Genomic DNA, 16304 nt, shown 5'->3' with positions numbered 1-16304 from the left:
CTCCTGCCATGAAGTCACAGGCAATCAAGCCTGAGCAGAACATCCCTTGATCACCGCTGCCAGTTCCGTAAGGCTGTCCGCAAGGCGTCCTCCATTGTTGACTCGGGCAACGCCAGGAAAAGCATCCATCAACTCACGCTCCATTTCCTGATGGCGCTTAAGCCGATGCTCAATTTCGTTGATCGACTCTCTTCCACGCGCAATAAGCCGACGGCGCAAAACATCCGGGGGCGCAGTGATCACCACGGGCACCAGTGCATCACCGAAGCGTTCAAGCGCCATCGGCAACGCCCGACGGCTACCGTTGAGCAGCACCGTCGTGCCCCTGCTGAGCCACGCTTCGACCTCTACGCCAACGCCGTACTTAAGCCCATGGGCCTGCCATGCCAGGCATAGCATGCCCAACTCACTGCGCACCGAGAACTCAGCATCGCTGAGCGCGACACAATCCTCGGTGGCACTACTTTCCCGGGTCAGATAGCGGTGGGCTACCAGCCATTCCGGATGCGCACGGCGGGCTGCCTGCAGCAGGCAATCTTTACCGACGCCACTGGCCCCCATCAGGTAGATCAAGCGGCCCATTAGTACACCTGCTTACCGGCACACCACACTCTCTGAACCAGAGGATGGTTATCGACTTCACGCACACGAATCAGGTCGGCACGCAACCCTTCGGCAATGCGCCCACGGTCATTCAAGCCCACCGCTTCGGCAGGTTTTCGTGAGGCAGAGGCGACGGCACGAGGTAAGTCATAGCCATCCTCCATCTTGCTGATCAGGAAGACCGAATCGAGCAGCGCAGCGGGGTAGTAGTCCGAGGAAAGAATGTCGAGCACACCGAGCCGCACCAGTTCGCTGGCAGCAATGTTGCCCGAATGAGAACCTCCACGTACCACATTAGGCGCGCCCATCATCACGGCCATGCCGTGGTGGTGAGAAGCATGAGCGGCCTCTAACGTTGTAGGGAATTCCGCCACTTGCGTGCCGTACTCAAGGCTTTCGGCCACGTGCTCAATCGTGGCGTCGTCATGACTGGCGAGCGCTAGACCACGCTCATGGCAGGCCTGAGCAATCGCTTTGCGGTAGGCACTTGAGTATTGAGCACTAAAGCCTTGCTGACGCTCGATGAATGCATCCAGGCTGGCGTCATCAAAGCCGTGTTTGCCCTTGTAGTACACCCGGTAGGCGTCGAGGCTGGCGAACTGGCGCTGCCCCGGCGAGTGGTCCATCAACGATACCAACCCAAGCTCGGGTGTGTCCGCAAGGGATTGAAAGCGTGCCAGCGTATCCGGGTGGCAAACTTCACAGCGTAGATGCAAACGGTGGTCCACCCGCGCGATACCGCTGCGGTTGATGTCAGCTAGCGCTTCCACCATTTGATATAGCGCCTCTTGGCGCATGCTCTGGTCATCCACATCGCCGATGGAGACAGCATCAAACACCGTGGTGATACCGCTTGCTGCCATTTGGGCATCGTGAGCCAAGGCAGCGGAGCGTGATGGCCAAGACACCTTGGGCCGCGGCTGAAAATACTTCTCCATGTTATCGGTATGCAGTTCTATCAGCCCTGGGATTAGCAAGTCGCCTTCGCAGTCGATAGCATTGGGTAGCGCGGTAGCCCCTTGGTCGATCGCCTTGATGCGCCCTGCCTGAATCACCAAGCTGCCACGGACGATATCGTTATCAAGCACTAAGCGGGCGTTGGTCAGAACCTGTTCATTCGCTCTCATCGTGGCGACTCCTGGGTATCATTGTTCACGGCGGTTGAGGCATCACCCGCTCTCAACATATGCGCTTCCAGCGGCAGTTGGCGGTCAGCGACACGTTCGCGCACATCCTCATCATGGAAAATTCCCAGCATCGCCGTACCGCGTGCTTTGGCCTCCTGAATGAGTTCAACCACCACATCGCGATTGGCGCTATCCAGCGAGGCGGTAGGCTCATCCAACAACAGCAACGGATGTTCGGCGATAAAGCCTCGAGCGATATTTACACGCTGCTGTTCGCCACCGGAGAACGTTCCCGGCGCTAGATCCCATAGCCGCTTAGGCAGGTTGAGCCTTGCCAGCAGTGCCTCGGCTCGGCAACACGCTTCGTCCAGCGCAACGCCTTGCGATAGCAGTGGCTCCATCACCACCTGCCGCGCAGAGACCCTGGGCACCACGCGTAGAAACTGACTGACGTAGCCGATCACATCGCGCCGAAGCACGTGCCAGGCCTGGGCGGGCAGGTCGGAGAGCTCCAGCTCTCCGTCATCAAAGTGCAGCGTCAACCGACCTGCGGAAATGCGATAGTTGCCATTCACCATTTTGAGCAGCGTGCTTTTACCGATACCACTACGTCCGGCCAGCACAAGACATTCACCGGGCATCAGACTCAGCTCGAGACCGCGCATCACATCTAACTGCTGGCCACTCTGTGCGTGTAGCACGAAGGACTTGTCGAGCGCCGACGCGCTCAGAAAAGGTTGCCTTATCGCCGTCATAGCAGGCTCCTGAACATGAGATCCTGAACATCAGTGCGGCTCATGGTGTTAACACCGATGAGACGAGTAGTTGGGTATAGTCGTGCTGCGGGTCATCGAGAATCTGGTCGGTCAGACCGGCCTCCACGACCCGACCTTGCCGCATGACCATCAGTCGGTGGGCCAGCAGACGGGCAACGGCTAAATCATGTGTCACCAGGATCACCGATAATCCAAGCTGCCGGGTCAAGGTGCGGAGCATGTCGAGCAGACGCGCTTGCACCGACACGTCGAGCCCGCCGGTGGGCTCATCCATGAACACTAAGCGAGGCTCGGTCACCAAGGTGCGGGCAATCTGCAAGCGCTGCTGCATACCGCCAGAGAAGGTACGCGGCGCATCATCGATACGTCGTGGGTCCAGTTCCACGCGGCCCATCCAGTCCTGGCTTGCGGCGCGTAAATTGCCATAGTGACGCTGCCCCAACGCCATCAGACGTTCGCTGACATTGGCCCCGGCGGAGACACCAAGACGCAGACCATCGCGGGGATTTTGATGCACTAGTCCCCACTCCATACGCAGTAGCGCGCGGCGGCGCGCCTCGCTAATGGCGTAGAGATCAAGTGCGCCTTCGGCCCCGCCTAGCCCGGTGTGAGCTGGCTCTGGGCTAGTAGGCTCTGTGCCCGTAAGCTCTGAAAAAGAGGGTTCAGAACGGTGATAAATCACCTGACCGTTGTCCGGTTTTTCAAGCCCTGAAAGCACTCGTAGCAAAGTCGATTTGCCCGAGCCAGACTCACCGACAATACCGAGCACTTCACCCTGGTGCAGTGTGAAGTCAATCTCTTCGCACCCCTGCTTGGGGCCGTATAGACGAGTGATATTGCGTGCTTCAAGCAGTGCCGGGCGTATTAGCTGTGGACGTTTCATGCCATCTCCCCGCGACATTGCTGGCAGTAATCCGTGTCTGAGCAGACGAACATTCGCCCGCCTTGGTCATCGGTAATGACCTCATCTAGGTAGCTGTCCGACGCTCCACATAGGGCGCATGCCTCATCCCACGACTGGATCTCGAACGGGTGATCCTCGAAATCGAGACTCTTGACCTGGGTGTAGGGAGGAATCGCGTAAAGGCGCTTCTCACGCCCAGCGCCAAACAGCATAAGCGCCTCATTCATATCGAGTTTGGGGTTGTCGAACTTGGGAATGGGCGAGGGATCCATCACATAGCGTTCATCCACCTTGACCGGATAGGCATAGGTAGTGGCAATATGACCATGGCGAGCAATATCTTCGTAGAGCTTCACGTGCATCACGCCGTACTCTTCGAGAGCGTGCATCACCCGAGTTTCCTCTTCGCTCGGTTCGATAAATCTCAACGGCTCAGGAATGGGCACCTGGAACACCAGGATCTGGTGTCGAGAAAGGGGACGTTCTGGAATCCTATGACGCGTCTGGATAACGCTTGCTGCCTCTGTACGGGTGGTGGTTTCAACCCCCGCCACACGCTCGAAAAATGTGCGAATGCTGACGGCATTAGTCGTGTCATCCGCGCCTTGATCGATCACTTTAAGTACATCGTCAGCACCCAGGATGCTGGCGGTAAGCTGCATCCCACCGGTACCCCAACCATAGGGCATCGGCATTTCGCGACCACCGAAAGGCACCTGATAGCCGGGAATCGCCACAGCCTTTAGCAGTGCGCGGCGAATCATACGTTTGGTCTGTTCGTCCAAGTAGGCAAAGTTATAGCCGCTGTAAGCTAGACCGCCTTGGTCATCAACGCGGGGAGTCATACGGGGCGCTCCTGCTCTGAGGGTTCGCGGAGGTCGTGCTCCCGGCGTAGGCGGCGCAACAGCTCTAGCTCCGACTGAAAATCGACGTAGTGCGGTAACTTCAAGTGAGACACAAAGCCCGAGGCCTCGACGTTATCGGCATGGGCAAGCACGAACTCGGCTTGCTGGGCGGGCCCTTGTACCGGTTCGCCAAGCTCTTCAGCGCGTAAGGAGCGGTCGATCAACGCCATTGCCATGGTTTTGCGTTCATTGCGACCAAAGGCCAAACCGTAGCCGCGGGTAAACTGCGGCGACTTTTCGCGGCTGCCGCCGAACTGGTTGATCATCTGGCATTCACTGATCATGACCTCACCGATACACAGAGGAGCATCGAAGCCTTCCACTTCGATTTCCACTTCGACGGTGCCCTGACGAATCTCGCCAGCGAAGGGGTGGTTACGGCCATAGCCACGCTGAGTCGAGTAGCCCAGCGCCAGCAAGTAACCCTCATCGCCTCGCGCTAGCATTTGTAAACGCGTGGCTCGGTCGACGGGGAAATCCGGGGGATCCCGAGTGATGTCATACGGCTCGGTGCCATCGTCCCGCTCTTTTTCAATCAATCCTTCGGCATCGAGCGAATCCAGGATCTGGGGGCAAGCCTCAAGCCCTGCCTGGGCTCTTTCCGGATCAGGAATCTCCCCTTCGGCAAGCAGCATGAAATCCAGCAGTCGATGGGTGTAGTCGTAGGTTGGGCCCAGTACCTGCCCGCCAGGCACATCCTTGAAGGCGGCACTGATACGCCGCTCGACATGCATGGCCTCTGTTTTGAGCGGCACGCTGTCGGCGAGCCGGGGTAACGTGGTTCGATAGGCACGCAGCAGAAACACTGCTTCGGTTAGGTCACCGCTGGCTTGCTTCAACGCCAACGCGGCAAGCTCAACGTCCATCAGTGAGGCCTCTGCCATGACGCGATCCACCGCGAGCCCCAACTGGTCACGAATCTGTTCGGTCTGCAGTTCAGGCTGGTGTCGGTCGCCTCGACGGCGATCCGCCATCCAGCGGTGGGCGTTCGCAATGGCCTGCTCGCCTCCTTTAACGGCAACGTACATCAGACGCGCTCCTTGGCTGGATGAGTAAGGGAAGTGGGTGATGCGCCCTCCAACGGCTTCTGGATACGCGTGCTACGGGGAATGGCCGTTAGGGAAGATCCCGAGGTGAGAATCGTGTCGAGACCCAGTGGAAAGCTTGCGCGGTTGAGCGCTAGCCGTTGCATTAGCGCCTCAGCCGTGTCATCGAGCTCAAGCACTCGCTGGTTTAAAATGCCGGGGCCGCTTAACTGCCAACATGTATTACCGCGCTGGCTGGCATCACTACGCGCTTCCGCCAAGGACTCCAGCACCACGATGAGTGTGGTACTCCGGTCAGGGTAGGTATCGCTGCCTTCAGAAAAGCGCGGCATTGCCTGACAGGTGGAGGGCACCACAAGCGCAAAATCAGCCTCATCTGCGCGGCTCACAATGCGTGCCCCGGTATGGAAAGCGATCGCCTCGGCTAAACCATCACGGTTTAGCTCGTCAGCAATCCATACCCGTGTATCCAGGTCACACAGCACCAGTAGCACTGCCCAGGCAGCGGGCGACATCGCAACGTCTTGCGGTAGCGGTGCCAGGTTCACCTCAGCAAAGGTGCCGGGTTCGGCCATACTGCTTAATACTTGTCGGAACAGCTGCTGGCTGTGGTGAACCGCTTCCTTCAATGCTGGCCATTGATGCGGCTTGGGCACATGAGGTGACTGTTCCGACGACGAGAGCTCCATGGTGATGTCGTGCATATCTACTCCCCTCGCACCATTGTGAAGAAATCGACCCGCGTTGCTGCAGCAAGCTGGGAGCGCTCAGCGCGTTCGTCCGCTAGCGCCTGGGTCAGTGGTTCAATCAGCTCCGCATCGATACGTCGCGCCCAATGCGCTTTGTGTGCGCAAGCGTTGATCAAGGCGACTAATTCCGCGTGTTCACGGCTCCGCCCCGCGACCCACCCGTGGCCGATATCGCCGTCATCGGGCGCATTTTCATCGAGCACCACGCTGACACGGGTCATGGTCATCTCGCCCAGGTTAAAAGCATTGCCCGTCCCGCCTATACGGCCACGCACCATAACCATCCCGGTTTCAGGCCCGCGTACGCAGCGATGAGTCGCTTTGATGCCGAGCTTCATCCAGCCTTCATTAAGGCGCTCTAAAGGTGTCAGCGCGAGAATGCGGTGACGCTGTTCAGGAGTCATCATTGTTCCTCGTCGTTGTCAGATCGGTGAAGGCCGACCCTGAATTAGCGCTCATTCGGAAAATCAAAGTGGTAGGCGACACGGTCGGCCCGGGCGCGACTGACGGAAATTTCCACCAAGCGCCGTGATTCATCGACGTTGTCGCTGGTCAGAATCAGTAGCGGCGCAAGCTGTGGGCACTGCAGTAAGCGGCTATCGTCGCGATCCGCCTGGGCGGCATCCAAGCGAACTTGGGCGCGGGAGAGTCGCAGGCCATAGTGCTGGTCAAGCACTGCGCGGGTAGAGCCACCGCGATAACGCTCACACCAGTCGGGTACGCGTGTGGCATCGAACCAATGACGCAAATGAAGCAGCGGCGCACCATCCACAAGCCGCAGCGTATCCACGCATAACAGACACTCACCCTCCGCCAGTTCAAAGCGCTGAGCGATCGCTTCTGGCGGCCGTAAAAGCCCTTGATCCAAACAGCGTGTTTCGGTGTTAAGCCCCAATTCCGCTAAGTTGTGGGTGACCTTGCTACCGGCGCTCACCATGTAGTCCAATCGCCGGTCTACCACTTGCGTGCCCCACCCTTGATGGCGTGTCACCATGCCGGCCGCGACCAGTTCATCCAGCGCACGGCGAACCGTATGGCGATTTACCTCAAAGCGTTTGGCCAATGCCTGTTCGCTGGGTAGCTGGTCACCGGCGCTATGGTTGTTACGGATTTCCTGGGCCAGAATCGTGGCCAATTGGCGATAGCGCGGCTCGCTCGCTTCCTGGCGGTGGTGCTGTATTAGTTGTCTAGACATTTATACTCCTGCCAAATAGACGCTGGGTTGCCAAGCTAAATGAAGCGCTTGCGTAAACGCTGGGAGGCCACATCAAGCAACGTGACGGCGACGATGATGACCAGCATGATGGTGGCGGTTTCAGCGAACTGAAATCCGCGCATGGTTTCCCACAGCGCCACCCCAATGCCGCCACCACCCACCATGCCGAGTACGGTGGCAGAGCGAATATTCGACTCGAAGCGGTAAAGGCTGACCGATATCCATAGCGGCAGTACCTGGGGGATCAGTCCAAACGTGATCTCCTCAATACGACCTGCTCCGGTCACGCGAATGCCTTCCATTGGGCCTGCATCGCTGGCTTCCACTGCCTCTGAAAACAGCTTCGCCAGTACCCCCGTTGTGTGTACAAACAGAGCCATCGTGCCGGCAAAAGGCCCCAGCCCTACGGCCACCACGAACAGCATGGCAAAGACCAGTTCATTGATGGCACGGCACGCGTCCATGAGACGACGCATCGGTTGGTAAACCCACCAAGGCACCAAGTTTTCGGAAGAGAGCAGGCTGCAGGGAACCGCGACAATGATGGCCAGCAATGTGCCCCAAATGGCGATTTGGATCGTCACCAGCATCTGGTTGATGTAATGCCCCAGATTGCCAAACGCAGGAGGAAAGAAATCCCCAGCCAACGTGGCCATGTTGTCAGCATTCGTCACCAGCAAGCTGGGGCGCATTTCGGCACCCTGCCAGGACCATGCCAACACACCCAGCAACACACCCCAGGCGATTAGCGAAAACCAGCTGCGTCGATGCTGCAGCGGTGCGGTCATTTGAGAAGCGTGAGTATTCATGGTCTCTCCGGGCTGGGGGATCGGCCAGCGATCCCCCGCCGTGGATAATCAATTAGGTGCTTGAGCGTTATTCGGCGTTGGCCACAGAGGGGGCGTCGGATTCAGCCTCTTCCATTTCCTTGAGGCGTTGATTGAGCGCATCCAGCTGTTCATCTAACGCCGCTAGCTGCGCTTCACGATCAGCGTCAGAGAGACTCTGGTCATTGGCGATATCAGCACGCTGACTAAACAACGCAAGTTGACGAACCGGTAAGAGGCTATCGTTGCTGGAAGGAGCAAAATTACTCCACTGCAGCGGGGCTAAAATCTCCTTCTGTTCTTCGCTTTCGCCGTAATTGAAGAAGAAGTCGCGCAAGTTCTCTTTGGTCTCTTCGGGCAGGTTGCTGCGCCATACGAGGGGATCAGAAGGGATCAGCGGAGATTTCCACACCACGCGAAGTTGTTCCGCTTTATCAGGTGCGGTGATCTCCAGGCGCGCCATACTCTCTGTATTGAAGGTCGCCACATCGACCTGGCGGTTGGCGACCGAAAGCGCGTTCGTTTCATGGTTAGAGTTCAAGGTGCGCTTAAAGGCAGAAGAAGCATCCACGTCATTCTGGGCAAACACGTAGTAACCGGGCACCAAGTAACCAGACGTTGAATTGGGATCGCCGTTACCAAAGACGAGATCAGATGCGTTAGCCAATACGTCTTCGATGCTGTGCAGGTCGCTATCCTCATGCACAATCATCAAGCTCCAATACCCTGGCTCACCACTCTCAGGGATCGTCTGGGCAAACACCTCGCCACCCGCACGATCGACGGCTTCCATCGCCGATTTGTTGCCGTACCAGGCGAGATCGATCTGATCGAAGCGCATTGCCTGAATCACCGCGGCGTAATCGGTCGCAAAGAAGGGCTCAACTTCTACCCCAAGGCTCTGTGACATATCATCCAGAAACGGCTGCCACATAGGTTGCTGGTTCTGGCTGGATTCGGTAGAGATAATGCCAAACTTAAGCGTTTCGGCGGCATAAAGCTGGGCGCTAGCCACCAGGCCAATTCCCGCAATCAACGGTAGAACCAAACGGCGATATGTAAACGTCATGGGTGTCTCTCCAGATTAATAGGGTTATCAATGGCAGGTTTCATACGTGACCGGCACGGGTATCAACCCAGCACGGGCGTGACGACGGTGTGTGGCGTTCTATTTCTGCGATCACTGGGCAGCGCTTCGCCGTTTGAGGCTTCGCTTGCGCGGAGCTCATCAAGATCGGCATTTTCGTAAAGCGCTTGTAGGCGTTCATCGGTGAGTTCGTTAATTGGGCCATCGAAGTACAAGCGGCCATCCTTGAGCGCAACGGCACGGTGACAGTAGCGACGCGCTACATCGACCTGGTGCAGGGTGACGACGACAGTGCGGCCATCTTCAGCGTGGATACGGCTGAGAATTTCCATGACCTCGCGGGCACTACGCGGGTCGAGAGAAGCAATGGGTTCATCCGCTAAAATCAGTTCTGCGTCCTGCATGAGTACTCGGGCAATGGCGACCCGCTGCATTTGTCCGCCCGACAGCGTATTGGCACGCTGATGCATGAGCTCTTCCAGCCCTACTCGCGCTAAGCAAGCGCGCGCACGCTGGCGCTCCTGATCGGTAAAGCGGCCACAGAGAGCTCTTAGCCGCGACATGCTGCCTAACTGCCCAACCAGCACATTGGTCAGTACGCTGAGACGTCCTACCAAGTTGAACTGCTGAAAGATATAACCGGTGCGGCAGCGCTCGATGCGAGCGGCTCTGCGCAAACGCCCGCTCGCCTGCACTTCACGACCCATCAGCGACACATGGCCACCCTGATGACGGTTTCCGCAGGTCAGACCGACCAAATGGCGTAGTAACGTGGACTTGCCTGAGCCTGAGGGCCCAATCAGCGCAACCATCTCGCCTTTTGCAACGCGAAAGCTGACGTCGTTTAGCACCTGACGGTGTCCAAACGACTTGTTTAAGCCTTCAGCGTTAATAGTAGGAATAGACATGACGCTTCTCCTTTAGGGATAGCGCCATTCTGGTAGAAGGAGATGAACACCAGTTGTCTAGACAATGTCATTTTGATGATATTTTTGACGGATCAAGAGCAAATTCGCTCAAAGCGGACACACTCGACCAACCGTATATCAATAGCTTGGCTATAATTGACTTGTTTTTGCCATTCTTATGACACTAAATCGTCATCTTTTTTTCGGGGCTTTATCGTGCGGTTGCGAGGCGAGTAGGGTGGTCGTGGGCACGAGAGAAGCTAGTTAAAAGGAGCACTGGTTGGGTAAGCGATTTGCTTGGTTTTGAGGTCGAGCAAGGGGGAATAGAAAAACGAGGGAAAGGGTGGTGGGTTGCCTAAACGTCGTAGGAAATTCTTGTGGGAAAGAAAAAATGCCACGGTGTCACATGTCGCCACAAGAAATTGGCTAACATGCAAATACAAAAAAGGCAGATCAGTAAGAAACTGATCTGCCTTTCAAAAAATTGGTAGCGGGGACCGGATTTGAACCGATGACCTTCGGGTTATGAGCCGGATTGATTTGATTTCCTTAGCATTGCTTTATTTGTTGTTATTTGTCAAAAATAGCTGCTATATAAGGGTTTTCGTCGGTTTTTGAAATGCTATTTAGGTAATTTAAGGTCAATTTCGCACGCTAAAGAGTGTCACAGAATAAAATGTAAAATTTACAGCATAAATGACCGTTAGGCTGCTGCTGAGGTCGGCAGCGGGTTAGCCGGACTCTGAAACCGGCGGGACTGGCATCATAGGTTTTGTCAGAACGGATTGTTTGGTATGCCAGTTCCCGTGAGATGGCGCTGGGCGGATGTTCCAATTGTCGGGCGACGGTTCGGATTTAGTAGTGAACCCGCATCTGCATGATGGCGGCTCGGTCTTCAGTAGAGAGGTCGCAATAGCAGTGAGTCGTGGCAAAAGCATACCGGAGGGTCAGATATTGCATTTGGTCATTGAAACCGCCAACCCAGGTGCGAATAGTCAACGGCATCTTATTGGTGATACGGCTACAGTGGAAACAGCTTGAAGCATTCGATTGATGAGCTTATTATATCTGAACTGATATAAATTTATGGCAGTCAAGGAGCCAGTGTGGCGCGCAAGAAACCTGTTGCATTCGTTGGAGACTCGAAGGATCGGCTGCGCGACTTCTCTCTGGACGCCAAGCGAGAAGCGGGGTTTCAGATAGACAAGATTCAGGCTGGAGGCCAGCCGGACGATTTCCGCCCAATGCCAAGCGTTGGCCCTGGTGTCATGGAAATCCGCATTCGGGAACACAACGGCGCCTTTCGGGTCTTCTACGTGGCCAACCGGGGCGACGCGGTATTTGTGCTCCACTGCTTCCAGAAGAAAACCCAGCAGACCGCCAAAAAAGACATCGACTTGGGCAAGCAGCGATACAAGGAGCTGCCCTGAGCCCAACCACCAAGCGAGGTTAGAAAATGGCCATCGAGTATTACGACAGTGTGTGGGACGCCATCGAGGACACTCCTGAAGAGGCGCTGAACATGCGGCTGCGCTCCGAGCTCATGGCGAGGATTGCTGGCCGTGTAAGGGAGTGGGATATTACTCAGAAAGAGGCTGCACATCGTCTGGGAATCACCCAACCCCGCCTCAACGACTTGCTGAACGGCCAGATTAATAAGTTCAGTCTCGATGCTTTGGTCAACCTGACGGGGCCAGCTAACTTCCATCTCGAACTGGAGATTGAAGACGAGAAGGAAGTAGCCGCCTGAGAGTGACCAGATAAACTGGGTTCAGCTAGACAAGTGAAGAAATTCTTGGCCTCAGTTCACTTGATGAGCTTTTAACGACTGACTGCCTCTCAAAGGCTAAAGCAATCTGGTTTGCCCGGAAGCGATAAACTTATACCTCATAGCCTTATAGCCTTTCTCACGCTTTCGGAACATTCGCTCAAGCATAGGCAGGCCAGTATCCAAGTAATCATAGACAGTGACTTCTAGTTTGCCTTCGGTGTCTCGATGGAGTCTGCCTGCATACTGTGACAGCGTTCCTTTCCATGCGATGGGCAGAGCTAAAAACAGGGTGTCCAGTCGAGGCAAGTCAAAGCCTTCTCCAATGTATTTCCCAGTTGCAACGATGACTTGAACCCTATGCAACTCTTTTTCTGCCAACTGGCGCTCTTTGACGCGCATCCCACCACGTAAGATAACTGACGATATGGATTCAGCATCCAGCAGTGTCGCCAAGGTCTCGGCATGTTCTCGTCGTTCCGTCAGCACAAGGCAATTTGCTTGGTTGTGCGCACAGCTTGCAACATCCTGAACAATGGCCTCATTTCGGGCGCTGCTCTGGGCAAGCCAATGGTAAACCGATGCGATATGGGGCCGCACGCTAGGCTGGCAGATGTGGGTGGGTGGCGTTTCGTGATGCTCTCGAACAATGACGTGTTGAATAAATCGGTTACTGTGGTGCGCCTGGGCTTTGTGACGAATGGGCCCTGCAACCATCAACATGATTTTTTGGTGGCCATCCTGACGATCAGGCGTTGCTGTCAAACCAATGACGTATCGGGCGCTGACCTCATTAAGCAACATCTCGTAACGTGGCGCTGAGATATGATGGCATTCATCGATGATGACTTGCCCGTACTCCTTGACCTGCTTCGAGACTGTATTGTCTTTCTTATTGATCAAGCTTTGGTAAGTGGCAACGTCGACCTGCCCAGTAGGTTTCTTTTTACCGCCGCCAATTACACCGATGAGCGCACCCTCAAGGAAGGTGTCGAGTCGCTCCTTCCATTGATCAAGTAGCTGACGACTGTGCGTGAGGATCAGTGTGTTGACTTGCCGCCTGGTTATCACGCCAATAGCCGTTACGGTTTTACCGAAAGCGGTCGGTGCATGAAGTATTCCGGTATCGTGTTGGATAAGTGCCTGCACCGCCTTGTCCTGGTCGCTACGCAGCGTTGCTTTTAGGCTGACTCCAGGTAAAAACTGGCCTGATATTCTACGGTCATCAATGTCCACCGTGATTCCCTGTTTCAGCAGCAGATCTTGAAGCTCATCCAAGCAGCCTCTGGGAATAGAAAGATAACCTTGCTCAATATGGGCGCATGATATGTAGCGAGGGATGCCATGCGTCGAGAAACGAAGCGACTGTGTTTTGAAAAATACAGGATTAGCAAAGCTGGCCATTCGCTTTATTCGTGTCGCCAATGTTCCTGGAATGCCTGATAACTTTATATAAATGTGACTGGTCAGGATGAGCGTGATGCTTTCAGGACATCCAGAAAGCTTCCCTGTATCAACCGGTAACGTTGACTCCCACGGCAACACAGTATCTACAGTCACACCGGAATTAGCCTCATTGCCGATCAGCTCTTCAAGTTGAGCTGATGCAAGTGTCTGTTGCTGACTGAGCAGTGCCCATTGATCCGGGTATGGCGCAAAGTTGTCGTCGACGAAGACGGTGCATCCGCGACTTCGCGCCTCGTGTTGAAGCGGCAGGGCAATCAGATTGCCAAACCCACCATCAGGCATGGTGTCTTGGTTGGGAAATAGCCGGTCATAGGAGTCGAAGGATAAGCCTGGATGAAGCTCCATGGCCTTATCCAACAATTTGAATCCCAACCTCCTCGCTGATGAAGCTTGAACAGCTTCTGAAAAGAAAACCCATAGATGGGCACCCGCACCGGACCGAGAAACCTCCATAAGATAGGGTACGCCTTCACCACGACAGGCCTGGGCTAGTGCACGAACATTCGCTTTCCAGTCCCCCTTATCAAAATCCGCCGCCAGCAAGTAACAAGAGCTATCCGGCAGTAAAGGGTAAAGGCCGGTCACATGTTTGCCAGACAGGTGGTCATAAACTGCATCAAAATCGAGGGGTTTGAAATTTTTGTGTCGACATTCTCCGCACTTGATCCTTGGTTTCTGACAGATGACCAGCATCCACTCGTTCGCACAAGCGACAGCATAGCCGGAACGACCGCCGGAACTCTGCCAGCGAACCGCATAAACATCCTGCCTGCCTCGAAAGAGTTTTCGGTATACTTCAACTTTCTGGCCAGGGGTGAGTAGCGGTAAATCATGTCGGTTTGCAGAGCGATACAGCTCTTGCTTTCGAGAAAGGAGAGCAGCCTTTTCTTGTTCAAGCTCTGATAGTCTCAGCTCAATAGTGACGAGTTCTTGATCTGTGCGGATACCTACCTCGTGCCCAGTAAAGCTATAGGGGTCTACGGTTTAACAGGTTAGAGACGCTTATTTGTAGTCTAGCTTATCGTCAGCACTCGGCTGACAGACCACACTCGTCACCATAAAAATTTACGGCGATCTATTTTGATATAATAGTAATGCATTGGACTGACAACACTGAGGCATGGTGTGACAAAGTTGGTAATATCGAAGATCAAACCCCCTTCCGGAGCGCTCGCTGAGATCGAGCGAGTCAACATTAACATTGCCAATCAATTGCCAGTATATAAACGATGTCGTATGAAATCATGTTAAAGCGTATATATGCGCCGATAGAGGATCACGACGGCACGCGCGTGCTGGTTGATCGGGTACGTCCTAGCGGGCTGTTTCCCAGTTTACTGGCGCTGAATGAGTGGTACCCGGAGATAGCGCCTGCATCTCAATTATGCCGTCAGTATCGACAGAAAAAAAATCAGTCAATCACTCTTTCTTGAGCGCTACAGGCGTGAGCTGAAGGCATGTCCTGACAAGCTACTGCCTTTAATGAGATTCGCACGAGCGGGGCGGGTTACCCTACTAACCGCCGCTCGTGAAATTGAAGATTCCCACCTTCCAGTAATCAAAGAGCTGGTGCTATCAGCGCTCGAAGAGGAAGACGCCAGTGATCGTGAATTTTGCTCATCGCCCTGCCTGGCGCACACATTACCCACTTCTCAACGTTAGACCGTTTGCTTCACGCGTCATCATTGGGCTTGACGATGAATGGGTTGGTGCCAGTGCGCCTAATATTCATGGCTTAATAAGCCCAGATAACCGCAAACAAAATACCCCACCCCAGAGCACTGGCAGCCATGATTGTGTAAGTGGCTGAGATCGTAGCAACATCAAATTCTTGATGGGTACAGAGTGCTTGTAAGCCGTGGTAAATCAAGCTGCAAGAGATGCCCAGCCCGCTAAGTATAACCACTACGTTGAAAAGTAAGCTGGGTACCAATAGTGCCAATGAAGCGACGAATAACGGTAGTGGTGCAAGTGTGGCAAGTAAATAGGCATCTTGATAGCTGATAGATAGCTCTTCAGTTCCATTGACTACAGCGTAGATTACCCAGCCAATAACGAAAAAACTCAATATCTCTGCTAGGAAAACAATTGTCGTGATAAAACGCCACTCTCGGTCAGCAAAGCCTGCCATAAATGCATCGCCGTAATGGGTGCCCGCATAATAGAGCATTACTGGCGGCAAGAGCGACATGGGTAAAACCACCAGCCACGCTAGTAAAGGAATGGAGGGGGAGGAAGCCTGTAGCTCTTTCCAGCCTTCACGATGGTTGAATGGTAATTTGAGAAAAGTTAGTGCTCTCATTTCAGATCCCCCCTGCAGGTGTAATCTCAATGGTTATTTGTATCATGGTGTGATATTGTATTTTTTTAAAGCGCTCTAAATTGGCGAGTCAGCAATAGCCGAGTATGTGGTAAAGAGAATTGGAAAAATGAATAACCCTCAGACACTTGATAAAAGCGACTTTGAGCGGCTGTCGCAATTTCGTTACCGGTTGCGTTGCTTTCTTCGCCATAGTGAAGATATCTGTCGCCGCTATGGGCTGACGCCCTTGCAGTATCAACTATTGCTACATCTTCGTGGTTTCCATGGAAGAGACTGGGCGACGGTGGGGGAGCTAGCGGAACGGCTTCAATCAAAACATCATGGGGTGGTGGCGCTAGTTGATCGCTGTGAGCAGCTATCATTGGTTGTGCGGCGGCAAGGGCGTGAGGATCGCCGCCAAATAGAAGTGCATTTATTGGAAGAGGGCGTGAATCGGGTAACGCAAATCGCTGAAGCTCATCAACCTGAGTTGCGTCATTTGCAGGAAGAGACGCCATTTCCGGGTTGGCATAAGTCCACTTAATGCAGAGCTTAAGACGTTGGATATAGCCAATATACATCGAATGTCCTCATTAATAATGCTTGGTTCGATTGCTGT

The 16304-nt window shown here is 54.5% G+C and carries 19 protein-coding genes; 5 read left to right on the top strand and 14 right to left on the bottom strand.

Features of this window, described 5'->3' with window-relative positions:
* Window positions 1–24: 24 nt before the first annotated feature.
* The 12 genes from phnN to phnC form a co-directional block, all read right to left on the bottom strand.
* Window positions 25–582, bottom strand: a complete 558-nt coding sequence (gene phnN / locus A3220_RS13450; protein WP_062375297.1) for a ribose 1,5-bisphosphokinase — start codon at window positions 580–582, stop codon at window positions 25–27.
* On the bottom strand, window positions 582–1730 hold the full coding sequence (locus A3220_RS13445) for an alpha-D-ribose 1-methylphosphonate 5-triphosphate diphosphatase (protein WP_062375296.1): 1149 nt from the start codon (window positions 1728–1730) through the stop codon (window positions 582–584). Before A3220_RS13445 ends, phnN begins: the two co-directional genes overlap by 1 nt.
* Window positions 1727–2485 carry a phosphonate C-P lyase system protein PhnL gene (gene phnL, locus A3220_RS13440; RefSeq protein WP_062375295.1) on the bottom strand — a complete coding sequence of 253 codons (759 nt, stop codon included), beginning with the start codon at window positions 2483–2485 and terminating at the stop codon, window positions 1727–1729. The genes A3220_RS13445 and phnL overlap by 4 nt, the downstream gene beginning before the upstream one ends.
* 40 nt (window positions 2486–2525) lie before the next feature.
* Window positions 2526–3389 carry a phosphonate C-P lyase system protein PhnK gene (locus tag A3220_RS13435; protein ID WP_230835077.1) on the bottom strand — a complete coding sequence of 288 codons (864 nt, stop codon included), beginning with the start codon at window positions 3387–3389 and terminating at the stop codon, window positions 2526–2528.
* Window positions 3386–4255 carry an alpha-D-ribose 1-methylphosphonate 5-phosphate C-P-lyase PhnJ gene (locus A3220_RS13430; protein ID WP_062375291.1) on the bottom strand — a complete coding sequence of 290 codons (870 nt, stop codon included), beginning with the start codon at window positions 4253–4255 and terminating at the stop codon, window positions 3386–3388. Before A3220_RS13430 ends, A3220_RS13435 begins: the two co-directional genes overlap by 4 nt.
* Window positions 4252–5343 (bottom strand): carbon-phosphorus lyase complex subunit PhnI, encoded by a 1092-nt coding sequence (locus A3220_RS13425; RefSeq protein ID WP_062375289.1) that lies wholly within the window; start codon window positions 5341–5343, stop codon window positions 4252–4254. The genes A3220_RS13430 and A3220_RS13425 overlap by 4 nt, the downstream gene beginning before the upstream one ends.
* On the bottom strand, window positions 5343–6065 hold the full coding sequence (gene phnH / locus A3220_RS13420; protein ID WP_230835076.1) for a phosphonate C-P lyase system protein PhnH: 723 nt from the start codon (window positions 6063–6065) through the stop codon (window positions 5343–5345). Before phnH ends, A3220_RS13425 begins: the two co-directional genes overlap by 1 nt.
* 2 nt (window positions 6066–6067) lie before the next feature.
* Window positions 6068–6517, bottom strand: a complete 450-nt coding sequence (gene phnG, locus A3220_RS13415) for a phosphonate C-P lyase system protein PhnG (RefSeq protein WP_230835075.1) — start codon at window positions 6515–6517, stop codon at window positions 6068–6070.
* 41 nt (window positions 6518–6558) lie between these two features.
* Complete coding sequence (phnF, locus tag A3220_RS13410) at window positions 6559–7305, bottom strand: phosphonate metabolism transcriptional regulator PhnF (RefSeq protein WP_062375286.1); 747 nt, start codon at window positions 7303–7305, stop codon at window positions 6559–6561.
* A gap of 35 nt (window positions 7306–7340) precedes the next feature.
* Window positions 7341–8135 (bottom strand): phosphonate ABC transporter, permease protein PhnE, encoded by a 795-nt coding sequence (phnE, locus tag A3220_RS13405; RefSeq protein WP_062375284.1) that lies wholly within the window; start codon window positions 8133–8135, stop codon window positions 7341–7343.
* A gap of 67 nt (window positions 8136–8202) precedes the next feature.
* Window positions 8203–9222: a phosphonate ABC transporter substrate-binding protein gene (phnD, locus tag A3220_RS13400; protein WP_062375282.1), complete on the bottom strand. Its 1020-nt coding sequence runs from the start codon at window positions 9220–9222 to the stop codon at window positions 8203–8205.
* A gap of 62 nt (window positions 9223–9284) precedes the next feature.
* Entirely contained in the window at window positions 9285–10148 is an 864-nt protein-coding gene (gene phnC, locus A3220_RS13395; protein WP_062375281.1) for a phosphonate ABC transporter ATP-binding protein, read from the bottom strand.
* A 1106-nt stretch (window positions 10149–11254) separates the two neighbouring features.
* Here phnC and A3220_RS13390 point away from each other — a divergent pair.
* A complete protein-coding gene (locus tag A3220_RS13390) occupies window positions 11255–11578 on the top strand; it encodes a type II toxin-antitoxin system RelE/ParE family toxin (RefSeq protein ID WP_035565904.1) in 324 nt (107 codons plus the stop codon).
* A 26-nt stretch (window positions 11579–11604) separates the two neighbouring features.
* Window positions 11605–11898, top strand: a complete 294-nt coding sequence (locus tag A3220_RS13385; protein WP_039860777.1) for an XRE family transcriptional regulator — start codon at window positions 11605–11607, stop codon at window positions 11896–11898.
* Window positions 11899–11994: 96 nt separating this feature from the next.
* Here A3220_RS13385 and A3220_RS13380 read toward each other — a convergent pair whose 3' ends face one another.
* Window positions 11995–14076 (bottom strand): DEAD/DEAH box helicase, encoded by a 2082-nt coding sequence (locus A3220_RS13380; protein ID WP_252860475.1) that lies wholly within the window; start codon window positions 14074–14076, stop codon window positions 11995–11997.
* Between the two features lie 536 nt (window positions 14077–14612).
* On the opposite strand from A3220_RS13380, the gene A3220_RS18005 reads away from it, so the two are divergent.
* Window positions 14613–14816 carry a DUF488 family protein gene (locus A3220_RS18005; protein ID WP_354702742.1) on the top strand — a complete coding sequence of 68 codons (204 nt, stop codon included), beginning with the start codon at window positions 14613–14615 and terminating at the stop codon, window positions 14814–14816.
* Window positions 14755–15045: a DUF488 family protein gene (locus A3220_RS18340; protein WP_354702743.1), complete on the top strand. Its 291-nt coding sequence runs from the start codon at window positions 14755–14757 to the stop codon at window positions 15043–15045. The genes A3220_RS18005 and A3220_RS18340 overlap by 62 nt, the downstream gene beginning before the upstream one ends.
* 73 nt (window positions 15046–15118) lie before the next feature.
* Here the strand turns inward: A3220_RS18340 and A3220_RS13375 are convergent, their stop codons facing one another.
* On the bottom strand, window positions 15119–15685 hold the full coding sequence (locus A3220_RS13375) for a YIP1 family protein (RefSeq protein ID WP_062362550.1): 567 nt from the start codon (window positions 15683–15685) through the stop codon (window positions 15119–15121).
* A 127-nt stretch (window positions 15686–15812) separates the two neighbouring features.
* Between A3220_RS13375 and A3220_RS13370 the strand changes: the two genes are divergently transcribed.
* Entirely contained in the window at window positions 15813–16229 is a 417-nt protein-coding gene (locus A3220_RS13370; RefSeq protein ID WP_039858438.1) for a MarR family transcriptional regulator, read from the top strand.
* Window positions 16230–16304: the final 75 nt, after the last annotated feature.

Origin of the sequence: Halomonas sp. KX33721, assembly GCF_001596805.1 — a bacterium.
Lineage (GTDB): Bacteria > Pseudomonadota > Gammaproteobacteria > Pseudomonadales > Halomonadaceae > Vreelandella > Vreelandella aquamarina.
The sequence above is the reverse complement of the archived record's forward strand: the minus strand, read 5'-3'. Positions and strand labels throughout refer to the sequence as shown.